The sequence below is a fragment of the Methylobrevis albus genome (assembly GCF_015904235.1).
In the GTDB taxonomy this organism is placed as follows: Bacteria; Pseudomonadota; Alphaproteobacteria; order Rhizobiales; family Pleomorphomonadaceae; genus Methylobrevis_A; species Methylobrevis_A albus.
In genome coordinates this window covers 379,754-392,204 of sequence record NZ_JADZLT010000049.1, presented here as the reverse complement: position 1 = coordinate 392,204, position 12,451 = coordinate 379,754, and the positions used below count along the sequence as shown (strand labels likewise).

The 12,451-nt window shown below is 71.4% G+C and carries 9 protein-coding genes; 7 read left to right on the top strand and 2 right to left on the bottom strand.

The genetic code is table 11. The annotated features are described in order from the left end of the window. The 7 genes from I5731_RS08980 (at position 1) to leuB (ending at position 7,894) form a co-directional block, all read left to right on the top strand. Positions 1–1,365, top strand: a complete 1,365-nt coding sequence (locus I5731_RS08980) for a cytosine deaminase (RefSeq protein ID WP_197311007.1) — start codon at positions 1–3, stop codon at positions 1,363–1,365. A 5-nt stretch (positions 1,366–1,370) separates the two neighbouring features. Next, positions 1,371–2,795: an FAD-binding oxidoreductase gene (locus I5731_RS08975; RefSeq protein WP_197311186.1), complete on the top strand. Its 1,425-nt coding sequence runs from the start codon at positions 1,371–1,373 to the stop codon at positions 2,793–2,795. A 244-nt stretch (positions 2,796–3,039) separates the two neighbouring features. Beyond that, the gene (locus I5731_RS08970; protein WP_197311006.1) at positions 3,040–3,621 is read left to right on the top strand and encodes an NAD(P)H-dependent oxidoreductase; all 582 of its coding nucleotides are present in this window, start codon (positions 3,040–3,042) and stop codon (positions 3,619–3,621) included. Further along, positions 3,621–4,211, top strand: coding sequence for an NAD(P)H-dependent oxidoreductase (locus I5731_RS08965; RefSeq protein WP_197311005.1), 591 nt, complete (start codon positions 3,621–3,623; stop codon positions 4,209–4,211). Before I5731_RS08970 ends, I5731_RS08965 begins: the two co-directional genes overlap by 1 nt. A gap of 96 nt (positions 4,212–4,307) precedes the next feature. Further along, positions 4,308–4,793: a MarR family winged helix-turn-helix transcriptional regulator gene (locus I5731_RS08960; protein WP_197311004.1), complete on the top strand. Its 486-nt coding sequence runs from the start codon at positions 4,308–4,310 to the stop codon at positions 4,791–4,793. Between the two features lie 173 nt (positions 4,794–4,966). Further along, on the top strand, positions 4,967–6,391 hold the full coding sequence (locus I5731_RS08955; protein WP_197311003.1) for an aldehyde dehydrogenase family protein: 1,425 nt from the start codon (positions 4,967–4,969) through the stop codon (positions 6,389–6,391). Positions 6,392–6,781: 390 nt separating this feature from the next. After that, complete coding sequence (gene leuB, locus I5731_RS08950; RefSeq protein WP_197311002.1) at positions 6,782–7,894, top strand: 3-isopropylmalate dehydrogenase; 1,113 nt, start codon at positions 6,782–6,784, stop codon at positions 7,892–7,894. A 449-nt stretch (positions 7,895–8,343) separates the two neighbouring features. Here leuB and I5731_RS08945 read toward each other — a convergent pair whose 3' ends face one another. Further along, positions 8,344–8,982: a LolA family protein gene (locus I5731_RS08945; protein ID WP_197311001.1), complete on the bottom strand. Its 639-nt coding sequence runs from the start codon at positions 8,980–8,982 to the stop codon at positions 8,344–8,346. A 224-nt stretch (positions 8,983–9,206) separates the two neighbouring features. Beyond that, positions 9,207–12,347: a DNA translocase FtsK gene (locus I5731_RS08940; RefSeq protein ID WP_197311000.1), complete on the bottom strand. Its 3,141-nt coding sequence runs from the start codon at positions 12,345–12,347 to the stop codon at positions 9,207–9,209. Between the last annotated feature and the right edge of the window lie 104 nt (positions 12,348–12,451).

The window sequence follows — 12,451 nt, the reverse complement described above, 5'->3', positions numbered from 1 at the left end:
ATGACCGCAGCCCCGACCTTCGGTTTCCTCGCCGACCTGCCCGCCGCCGGCTACGTGCTCGGCAATGCCACGGTGCCGGCCTGCCTCGTCGCGGCGCCCGCGCTCGCCGCCGACGCCGACGGCCTCGCCCGCGTCGACATCACGGTGGAGGCCGGCAAGGTCGCCTCGGTGCTCCCCGCCGGCACGCCGGCCGGCGACGCTCCGCCGCGGATCGAGCTCGGCGGCGGCATGGTCTGGCCGACCTTCGTCGACATGCACACCCATCTCGACAAGGGCCACATCTGGCCGCGCCGGCGCAATCCGGACGGCAGCTTCATGGGCGCGCTGCTGAACGTCGCCGGCGACCGCGAGGCGAACTGGAGCGCCGAAGACGTCGCCGCCCGCATGGCCTTCGGGCTGAAGTGCGCCTACGCCCACGGCACCTCGCTGATCCGCACCCACATCGATTCCGTCGGCCCCCAGCACAAGATCTCCTGGCCGGTGTTCGCCGAGATGAAGGCGGACTGGGCGGACCGCATCGAATTGCAGGGCGTCGCCCTCGTCGGCCCCGACCACGTCTTCGACGCGCAGCTGATGGCCGAGATCGTCGCCGCGGTGAAGCACGCCGGCGGCGTGCTCGGCGGCTCGCTCGCCGTCTATCCGCGCTCGCGCGAGGTGGTGGCGACGCTGCTCCGCCTCGCCGCCGACCACGGCCTCGACCTCGACCTCCACGTCGACGAGACCGAGGACCCGGCGGCGACCGCGCTGCGCCACCTCGCCGAGGAGGCGATCGCCATCGGCTTTCCGGGCAAGATCGTCGCCGGCCATTGCTGCTCGCTCGCCCGGCAGACGCCGGAGGCGATCGACGCAACGCTCGACCTCGTCGCGGAAGCCGGCATCACCGTCGTGTCGCTGCCGATGTGCAACATGTACCTGCAGGACCGGCACCTGCTCGACGACGCCAGCGGCACCGGCCCGCGCCGCACGCCGCGCTGGCGCGGCGTCACCCTGCTGCACGAGATGAAGGCGCGCGGCATCCCCGTCGCCGTCTCCTCCGACAACACCCGCGATCCGTTCTACGCCTACGGCGACCTCGACGCCGTCGAGGTGTTCCGCGAGGCGGTGCGCATCCTGCAGCTCGACCATCCGTTCGGCGACTGGCCCGCCGCGATCACCACGACGCCGGCGACGGCGCTGCGCGCCGAGCAGCACGGCCGGATCGCCGCCGGCGCCGCCGCCGACCTCGTCCTGTTCCGCGCCCGCCGCTACAGCGAGCTGCTCAGCCGGCCGCAGGCCGACCGCACCGTGCTGCGCGCCGGGCGCGCCATCGACCGGACGCTGCCCGATTACGCCGAGCTCGATTCCCTCTTCGGAGACGCCAGGTGAACGACATGTCCGCGCCCAACCCGGCCTACGATCTCGCCGCCTTCCGCGCCGACCTCGGCGCGATCGCAACGGAAGACAACCCGAAGCTCGTCAAGCAGAAGAGCCGCGACTTCTTCTGGTACTCGCCGGTGCTGAAGCGCCAACTCGACGACGTGACCGCCGACCTCGTCGTGACGCCGAAGAGCGAGGCCGAGGTGGTGGCGGCGGTCGCGGCCGCTTATCGCCACGGCGTGCCGCTCACCGTGCGCGGCGCCGGCACCGGCAACTACGGCCAGGCGATGCCGCTGTCAGGCGGCGCGATCCTGAACCTCGCCGAGATGACGGCGGTGAAGGCGATCGGCTCCGGCTTCGTCGTCGCCGAGGCCGGCGCGATCATCGAGGCGATCGACACGGCGACGCGCGCCCATTCCGGCCAGGAGCTGCGGCTCCACCCCTCGACCTACCGCAGCGCCACCATCGGCGGCTTCATTGCGGGCGGCTCCGGCGGCGTCGGCTCGGTGCGCTGGGGGGGCCTGCGCGACCACGGCAACATCATTCGCGCCCGCGTCGTCACCTGCGAGGCAACCCCGCGCGTACTCGACCTCACCGGCGACGACATGCACAAGGTCAGCCACGCCTACGGCACCAACGGCGTCATCACCGAAGTCGAGATGCCGCTCACCGCCGCCTACGACTGGGTCGACGTGCTCTGCGGCTTCGACGATTACGTCACGGCCGCGCGCTTCGGCGACGCGCTCGCCCGCCAGGACGGTTTGCTGGCAAAAGAAATCGCCGTCGTCGCCGCCCCCGTGCCACACGACTATTTCCTGCGCCACCAGAAATTCATCCGCCGCGACCAGTCGGTGGCGGTGCTCGCCATCGCCCCCTTCGCGATAGGGGCGTTTGCCGCCTTCGCCGCGCGCATGCAGGCCGAGATCCTCTACCGCTCCGACACCGCGAGCGACGAGGAGAAGAAAGGCCTGCCGCCCGCCTACGAGCTGACCTGGAACCACACCACCCTGCGCGGCCTGCGCGTCGATCCCTCGATCACCTACCTGCAGACGCTCTACCCCGCCCCGGACCACCTCGAGAAGGTCGCCACCATCGCCGGGATCTTCGGCGACGAGGTGCCCGAGCACCTCGAATTCGTCCGCTTCGACGGCGATGTCGCCTGCTTCGGCCTGCCGATCGTGCGCTTCTCGACGGAAGAACGGCTGGAGGAGATCATCGCGCTCTACGAGGCGAACGGCTGCCCGGTGTTCAACCCGCACCGCTACACGCTGGAGGAAGGCGGCATGAAGCAGACCGACGCCGTCCAGCTCGCCTTCAAGCGCGAGGCCGACCCGAAGGGCCTGCTCAACCCCGGCAAGATGATCGCCTGGGAGGACCCGGAGTTCGATTTCACGTCGGAGAAGACGTATCTGTTCAAGGGTTTGAGGGTGGCGGGGTGAGGGGCGCGGCGCTTTCCGACAGGTCGCTGGGCGTGGTCTCACCCCTCTCCCTGTCCCTCCCCCACAAGGGGGGAGGGGACGATCGGGGCGCGGCTTTGCCCGACCGGCAGTCTGTCTCGGACGCGGCGCTGGTCGGACGAAAAAAACCTCCTCCTGCGTCCCCTCCCCCCTTGTGGGGGAGGGACAGGGAGAGGGGTAGGCCCCACGCACCGCCATCCCCCACGCCCACCCGGACCCTCCCCTGATGCGCGTCCTCGTCCTCTTCGCCCATCCCGTCGAAACGAGCTTCCAGGCCGCCCTGCACGCCAAGGTCGTCACGACGCTGCGCGCCGCCGGGCACGACGTCGACGACCTCGACCTCTATGCCGAGGACTTCGACCCGCGCCTCACCCGCGCCGAGCGCCTCGCCTACCACGACATTCCGGCGAACCGCGCCGCGGTCGATCCCTATGTGGGAAGAGTCCTCGCCGCCGAGGCGCTGGTGCTGGTCTATCCGGTGTGGAACTTCGGCTATCCGGCGATCCTCAAGGGCTTCTTCGACCGCGTCTTCCTGCCGGGCGTATCTTTCAAGATGGTGGACGGCCGGGTGCAGACCCAGCTCAGGAACATCCGCAAGATGGCGGCCGTCACCACCTACGGCGGCTCCCGGCTCAGGGCGTTCCTCGTCGGGGATCCGCCGCGCAAGCTGGTGATGCGGGTGCTGCGGGCGGTGACCGGGCTCGCCGTGCCCGTGCGCTACCTCGCCCACTACGACATGAACCGCTCGACCCCGGAAAGCCGCGCGGCGTTCCTCGCCAAGGTCGAGCAGGAGATGCGGACCTTCTGATGCGCACGCTCGTCGTCTTCTGCCATCCGGTGCCGGAAAGCTTCGGCCGCGCGCTGATGGACCGCGTCTGCGCCGGACTCGCCGGCGCCGGCCGGGACTACCGCGTCATCGACCTCTACGGCGAGGATTTCTCGCCGACGCTGACCACCGCCGAGCGGCGCAGCTACAACGATCCGGGCCACCGTCCCTCGCCCGACGTCGAGCCGCATGTCGCGGCGCTGCTCTGGGCCGAAGCGCTGGTCTTCGTCTACCCGACCTGGTGGTACAATCTGCCGGCGATGCTGAAGGGCTGGCTCGACCGCGTGCTGCTGCCCGGCGTCGCCTTCCACATGGACCAGGGCGCGCAAGGCATCCGCCCGGGCCTCTCCCACATCCGCCGTATCACCGTGGTCACCACCTGCGGCGCGAGCTGGTGGCTGTCGAAGCTGGTCGGCGAGCCCGGCCGGCGCACCATCACCCGCGGCCTGCGCTCGGTCTGCCACCCCTTGTGCCGGACGCGCTATCTCGCGCTCTACCGCATGGACACCGTGACGGAGGCCGCCCGCACCGCCTATCTCGGCCGCGTCGAGCGGGAACTCGCCCGGGCCTGACCCGGCGGCAGGCGCAAGTCCGATGCCGCTTGACGGGGGCGCGCAATCGGTCCGTTATGACCCCAGCCGGCAAAGAAACGGCACTGGGGCGGATCAATGGTCGCAAAGAGACAAGCCCGCGTCGCCGACGCGGCACCCACCGATTCCCATGGCCGGCGCCTGTCCTACGGCCGGCTGGACACCCTGCTCGGCTTTCACGTGCGCATGGCGCAGACCGCGATCTACCGCGATTTCGCGGCCACGATCGGCGACCGCGGCCTGACGCAGAAGCAGCTCGCCGTGCTCGAGCTCGTCGCCGCCAATCCCGAAGTCTCGCAGGTCGACCTCGCCGCGGCGCTCGGCACCGACCGCGCGACCATGATGGGCCTCGTCGACCGGCTCGAAGAGCGCGAACTGGTGCGGCGGCGGCCGTCGACGACCGACCGGCGCCGACAGGAACTCGCCCTCACGCCCGCCGGCGAAGCGGAACTCGCCGCCGTGCGCGACCTCGTCGCCGGCCACGAGGCGCGCATCCTCGGCCGGCTGTCGCAGACCGAGGCCGACCGGCTGGTGCGGGCGCTGAAGCGCATCTACGCCGTCTGAGGCTGCAGCGCGGTTCGCCCGCGATTTTTCCTCGCCCCGGGCTGGTGACGGCGCGGCGCCGGCCAGCCTATGCTGCGGACCACACCGCACCCGCGGCCCGCCCTCCGGTGCCGCGCGGCCCGTTCCCCCGCCCTTCGGCGCCGCAAGGCCCGTCCGCCAGTCGAGGCTCGTCCATGTCGAACCACACGAAATTCTATATCGATGGCGCCTGGGTCGATCCGGTCGTGCCGAAGACGCTCGACGTGATCGATCCGGCCACCGAGGCCGCCTATACCGCGATCTCGATCGGCTCGGCCGCGGACGTCGACAAGGCGGTCGCGGCCGCGAAGGCCGCCTTCCCGGGTTTCGCGCTCACCAGCCGCGAGGAGCGGCTCGCGCTGCTCCGCCGCGTGCTGGATCTCTACAACGAGCGCTACGAGGAGATCGCCGTAGCCGTCTCGCACGAGATGGGCGCGCCGATGGGCTTTGCCCGTGAGGCGCAGGCCTGGGCCGGCCAGGTGCACCTCGAGGCGACGATCAAGGCGCTGGAGGACTTCGCGTTCGAAAGCCAGCGCGGCACCACCCGCGTGGTGCGCGAGCCGATCGGCGTCGTCGGCCTGATCACGCCGTGGAACTGGCCGCTGAACCAGATCGTCTGCAAGGTCGCCCCGGCGATCGCCGCCGGCTGCACCATGGTGCTGAAGCCGAGCGAGATCGCCCCCATCAGCGGCATCGTCTTCGCCGAGATCATGGACGCCGCCGGCACGCCGAAGGGCGTCTTCAACCTCGTCAACGGCGACGGCCCCGGCGTCGGCCAGGCGCTCGCCGCCCATCCCGACGTCGACATGATGTCGTTCACCGGCTCGACCCGCGCCGGCATCATGGTGGCGAAGACCGCCGCCGACACGGTGAAGCGCGTCGCGCAGGAGCTCGGCGGCAAGTCGCCGAACATCGTGCTGCCCGATGCCGACCTCGCCAGCGCCGTCACCGAGGGCGTCAACGCCTGCTTTGCCAATTCCGGCCAGTCCTGCGACGCCCCGACCCGGCTGCTGGTGCCGGCCGACCGCCACGACGAGGCGCTCGCCATCGCCAAAGCCGCCGCCGAGGCGCACGTCACCGGCGACCCGCGTACCGAGGGCACCGGGCTCGGACCGGTGGTGAGCAAGGTGCAGTTCGACAAGATCCAGCGGCTGATCGAGGCCGGCATCGCCGAGGGCGCGACGCTGGTCACCGGCGGCCCGGGCAAGCCGGACGGCCTCGACACCGGCTACTACATCCGCCCGACCGTGTTCGGCGGCGTCACCCAGGCGATGACGGTGGCGCGCGAGGAGATCTTCGGCCCGGTGCTGGCGATCCTGCCCTACGGCGACCTCGACGAGGCGGTCGAGATGGCGAACGACACCGTCTACGGCCTCGCCGCCTACATCGCCGCCACCGACCTCGACGCCGCCCGCGCGCTCGCCCGGCGCCTGCGCGCCGGCACCGTCAACATCAACTACCCCGCCTGGGACACCCACGCCCCCTTCGGCGGCTTCAAGCAGTCGGGCAACGGCCGCGAATACGCCGACTGGGCGATCCACGATTTCCTGGAGGTGAAGGGCATCGTCGGCCACGGCTGAGCGGCTGTCATCGAAGGCGGTGGCAAGAAGCCCTTCTCCCCTCGCGGGAGAAGGTGCCCGAAGGGCGGATGAGGGGGCACGGCGGTGCCGCGTTCTGCAGGCGCCGCGATGGCCCCGCCGAGATTGCCTCTCGCCACCGCTGATCCCGGCGGAGAGCCCGCCCCCTCACCCGCCCTTCGGGCACCCTCTCCCGCGAGGGGAGAGGGGAAAGTCCCCGCGGGAAGAGGCGGAATGTCACCGCGGGGACGAGCAAATCCGCGCCCTTCCCACGCTCCCACAGCGCCCGAGGCTTGCGCCGCCCGGCGCGGCGCGGTAACCCCGCCGCACAGATCCGCAACGCCCCCGGACCCCGTCCGGCGGTCGCCAACCTCGTGCCCGACGGACGGTCCCATGACGACGAAGAACCTGTTCCTGCTTCCCGGCGACGGCATCGGCCCGGAAATCATGGCCGAGGTGAAGGCCGTGATCGGCTTCATCAACGAAGCGGGCCTCGCCGACTTCCAGACCGACGAGGGCCTCGTCGGCGGCTGCGCCTATGACGCGCACGGCCGCGCGATCTCGGAAGAGGACATGGCGAAGGCGCTCGCCGCCGACGCGGTGCTGTTCGGCGCCGTCGGCGGGCCGAAGTGGGACGCGGTGCCCTACGACGTGCGCCCCGAGGCCGGCCTCTTGCGCCTGCGCAAGGATCTCGGCCTGTTCGCCAACCTGCGTCCGGCGATCTGCTACCCGGCGCTCGCCGCCGCCTCCAGCCTGAAGCCCGAGGTGGTCGAGGGGCTCGACATCCTGATCGTGCGCGAACTCACCGGCGGCGTCTATTTCGGCGAGCCGAAGGAGATCGTGACGCTGGAGAACGGCCAGCGCCGCGCCGTCGACACCCAGCTCTACACCACGGGCGAGATCGAGCGCATCGCCCGCGTCGCCTTCGACCTCGCCCGCACCCGCTCGGGCCGCGTCGCCTCGGCCGAGAAGCGCAACGTGATGAAGTCGGGCGTGCTCTGGAACCAGGTCGTCACCAAGGTCGGCGCCGACGAGTACCCCGAGATCAAGCTCGAGCACGTCCTCGCCGACAATTGCGCCATGCAGCTGGTGCGCTGGCCGAAGCAGTACGACGTCATCGTCTGTGACAACCTGTTCGGCGACATCCTCTCCGACGTCGCCGCCATGCTCACCGGCTCGCTCGGCATGCTGCCGTCCGCCTCGCTCGGCGCGCCGGACCCGGCCACCGGCACCCGCCGCGCGCTCTACGAGCCGGTGCACGGCTCCGCCCCCGACATCGCCGGCCAGGGCCTCGCCAACCCGATCGCCATGCTCGGCTCCTTCGCCATGGCGCTGCGCTACTCCTTCGGGCTGATCGACCTCGCCGAAAAGCTCGACGCGGCGATCGCCGAGGTGCTGGACAGCGGCACGCGCACGAAGGACATCGCCTCGGAAGGCTCCAACGTGGTCTCGACCACGGAGATGGGCGCGGCGATCCTGAAGGCGTTCAAGGCGAAGGTGGGGTAAGATTGGGTTTGAGGGGGCGCTGCTGCCCCCTCATCCGCCCTTCGGGCACCTTCTCCCGCGAGGGGAGAAGGGAAGAAGACGTCGCGGAGTTGGGTGTGCTTGGCTCTGGGCTCTGGGTCGTCCACCCCTGCACGTCATGGTCCGCGCAGGCGGACCATCCACGGCAACGGCCCCGCAGGCGTCCAACAGCGATGCGGACCCTGCTTCACGAGCCGTGCAACAATCAGGTAACTGGGAAAATCTGCGCCGTGCGGCCTTCGTGGATGGTCCGCCTGCGCGGACCATGACGGCGGAAGGGTAGTGAAGCAAACGGCACGGGCCGCCAGCGACCCGTCCCGTAACCCACTGCATTTCCGCAAAAACCCCTTCTCCCCTCGCGGGAGAAGGTGCCCGAAGGGCGGATGAGGGGGAACGGGCCATCCTCCACGGGGTGACGGCCCGTCATCCCCTCACTTGTACAGCGAGAAGTTGATCTTGAACCACTCGGGCTTCGTCGCCTTGCCGCCCTGCAGGTCGTAGACCGCGACCGTGGTGTCGAGCCCCTGCGCGTCGGTGATGGTCCACTGGCGCAGTTCCGTGGTGCGGCCGTCGAAGATCAGCGTCAGGCGGCCGGTCTGGAAGGTGCCGGGGTCTTCCAGCATCACCGTGATCAGGTCGTCGGCGACCGAGACCGACTGCACCACGGCCTCCTTGGTGAGGTCGAGGTTCGGCGTCAGCAGGAAGCGCAGCGGCGTGTCGTTGAGGAACACCAGCGTCTGCTGCTTCAGCCGCTTGTCGTTGATCGCCACCGTGCGGCCGTCGGCGATGATGTCGATCGGCGCCGGCGGCTCGTAGCGGAAGCGCATCTTGCCGGGCCGGTCGATCACGAAATAGCCCTCGGCGGTGCTGCCGTCGGGCCCGGTCTGGATGAACTTGCCCTCGAGCGTCGTGACGCTGGCGAAATAGCGGTTGATGCTGTCGAGGGTGCCGCGCTGTTCGGCGCTGAGATTGGCGAGGTTCGGCGCGGCGGCGGCGGGGCCGGCGAGCGGGGCGGCAAGCACCGCGGCGGCGAGCAGGGCGGCGGCAAGGCGTCGGGCGGGCGCGAACATCGATCTTGTTTCCTCGTGGGTCCGGCCGGGCGCCGCGCGGAGCGGTGACCGGGGGGCTTCAACCGGGGCTTGGGGCGCTGGGCCGGCCGGAACGCTGGCGCCGCGGCCGGGGCCGCTCAGCCAACGCAGGGACGGGGTCTGCGGTTCCAGGCCCGACTATCGCCGATCATTCCGGCAAATCCGCGGCGCCGCCGGCGATCCGGCGACACCGTCAAGCGCCGGGCTCAGTAATCCTGCTCGTAGCCGCCGCCGACCGGCTGCTCGAGCAGGATCTCGCGCTTGCCCTGCGAGTTGGGCGCGCTGACGATGCCTTCCTTCTCCATCCGCTCGATGATCGACGCAGCGCGGTTGTAGCCGATGCCGAGGCGGCGCTGGATGTAGCTGGTCGAGACCTTCTTGTCGCGCAGCACCACGGCGATCGCCTGGTCGTAGAGATCGGCGCCCTCGCCGACCTCGCCGCCGCCGGCAGCCCCGCCGCCCTCGTCGTAGGGGCTCTCGTCCTCGTCGGCGGTGATCGCGTCGAGGTAGTCGGGCGTGCCTTGGGTCTTCAGGTGCGCGACGATCTGCTCGACCTCCTCGTCGGCGACGAACGGGCCGTGCACGCGCTGGATGCGACCGCCGCCGGCCATGTAGAGCATGTCGCCCTGGCCGAGCAGCTGCTCGGCGCCCTGCTCGCCGAGGATGGTGCGGCTGTCGATGCGCGAGGTGACCTGGAAGGAGACGCGCGTCGGGAAGTTCGCCTTGATCGTGCCGGTGATGACGTCGACCGAAGGACGCTGCGTCGCCATGATGACGTGGATGCCGGCGGCGCGCGCCATCTGGGCGAGCCGCTGCACCGTGCCCTCGATCTCCTTGCCGGCGACCATCATCAGGTCGGCCATCTCGTCGATCAGCACCACGATGAACGGCATCGGCTGCAGGTCGAACTCTTCCGTCTCGAAGATCGGCTCGCCGGTCTCGCGGTCGAAGCCCGTCTGCACGGTGCGCGAGATGCTCTCGCCCTTTTCCAGCGCCTGCGCGAGGCGAGCGTTGAAGCCCTCGATGTTGCGCACGCCGAGCTTCGACATCTTCTTGTAGCGGTCCTCCATCTCGCGGACCGTCCACTTCAGCGCCACCACCGCCTTTTTCGGGTCGGTGACCACCGGCGTCAAAAGATGCGGGATTCCGTCGTAGACCGAGAGCTCCAGCATCTTCGGGTCGATCATGATCAGCCGGCACTGGTCCGGCGTCAGCCGGTAGAGCAGCGACAGGATCATCGTGTTGATCGACACCGACTTGCCCGAACCGGTGGTGCCGGCGACCAGCATGTGCGGCGTGCGGGCGAGGTCGACGATCACCGGCTCGCCGCCGATCGTCTTGCCGAGGCAGAGCGCGAGGCGCGCCTTGGAGCGCTCGAAGTCCTCGCTGGCGACGAGTTCGCGCAAGTAGACGGTCTCGCGGCGCTGGTTCGGCAGCTCGATGCCGATGGCGTTCTTGCCCGGGATCACCGCGACGCGGGCGGCGATCGCGCTCATCGAGCGGGCGATGTCGTCGGCGAGGCCGATGACGCGGCTCGACTTGATGCCCGGCGCGGGCTCGAGCTCATAGAGCGTCACCACCGGGCCGGGGCGCACGTTGATGATCTCGCCCTTGACGCCGAAATCTTCCAGCACGCCCTCGAGCAGGCGCGCGTTCTGCTCCAGCGCGTCGGCCGACACCTTGACCTGGCCCTGCGGCCGCGGCTCGGCGAGGAGCTGCAGCGGCGGGAACTGGTAGCCGCCGGCGGTGAACACCGGCAGCGGCGGCTGCCGGTCGGCCTCGAGCCGCTTGCCGGGGCGCGGCGGCGGGGCGGGCGGCGTCACCCGGCCGACCATCGGCTCAGTGGCGACCGGCGCGGGGCGCGGCGCGGCCGGGCCGCGCAGCGGCCGTGGCGGCGGCGTCACTTCCACGGTGCGCGGCTGCACGAAGCCGGGATCGTAGTCGTCGTCCTCGTCCGGCTCCGGGGCGAACCGGTCGGCGAAGTCCTCCGCCGGCTCGGCCTCGTCGCCGAAGGGGGGATCGAACAGCGGGTCGAACGGCGGATCGAGGCGGGGCTCGGCCTCCGCCGCGCCGCCGGCCGGGGCGGCCGGGGTGCGCGGCAACGCGAACGGCCCGCGCAGCGGCCGCGGCCGCGGCGCCACCGGATCCGGGCGCGCGGCGCGCGGCTCGGCCGCGGCCCGGACGGCGGGGCGCACGGTGGCGATCGCCTCGAGGTCGTCGTCGAGATCATATTCGTCGGCCGGCACCGGCGCCGGCCGCGGCGCGGCGCGTGGCGCCTCGGCGCGGTACTCCGGCGCGGGCTCGCGCTGCGGCACCGGCGCCATCGCCGGCTCCGCCACGCGGCTGCGGTTCGGGGCATAATCGGCGTGCACCGAGCCGCCGCGCGTCGCGCGGCGATCGAGGCCGCCGTCGCCGTCGAGGGCCGGCGCGCGCACCGGCGCCGGGGCCCGCGGGGCCTCGACACGGGGCTCCGGCGCCCGCCGCGGCGTGGCGACCGGCACCGGCGCAACGAGCTGGTCGAGGCCGTCGTCGGGCTGCACCAGGCCGCGCACCATGCGGCCGAGCCGGCCGCGCTTCTCGGGCGGCGGCGCCTCGTCGAAGCCCTCCTCGCCCGGATAGGCGTAGTCCGGGGCCGCGCGGCCGCGGCCGAGCCGCGCCTTCGCCGACAGCCACCAGTGCGACACCGCGCCGATCGCCGCCGCGCCGAAGCCATCGCTGTCGCGCTCGATTTCCTCGTCGGCCGGCTCCAGCGTGTCGATGTCGACCTCGCGGCGGGTGCCGTAGAGGCCGGCGGCATAGGCGAGCAGCGCGAGGCCGCCGAGGCCGAACAGGCCGGCGACCACGAGACGCTCGGTGCCTTCGAGCAGGCCGCCGGAGAAGGCGGCCGGCACCTGCAGCACCAGATCGCCGAGCACGCCGCCGAGCCCGGTCGGCAGCGGCCAGCCGGCCGCGACCGGCAGCGCGCCGGCAAAGCCCGCGCCGCACAGCGTGCCGAGCACCCAGGCCACCATGCGGCGGCGCTCGACCTTCACCGTGCGCCCGACGACGAGCTGCCAGCCCCACACCACGATCGGATAGAGGAACACCGCCGAGGTCAGCCCGACCAGCTGCATCAGCAGGTCGGCCACCACCGCGCCGGCCGGGCCGAGCGCGTTGCGCACCGGCAGCTCGGTCGCGTGGCTCCAGCTCGGATCATCGACCGACCAGGTCGCAAGCGCGGCGGCGAGCGCCGCGACGGCGGCGATCATGACGAGGCCCGCCACGCCGGCGACGTTGCGGCGCAGCGCCTGCCGCAGGCGGCTGTCGGCGGGCATCCGGGCCGAGGAAAGCGTTCGGGAGCTGCGCATCTTTACCGGTCTCGTCCTCTTCGGGGCCGCCGGAACGCCGGCGGCCGGTCACAACTCGGGTCGTCTTCAGCACGGCGCATCCACCGGATGCGGAACGGCCGGGC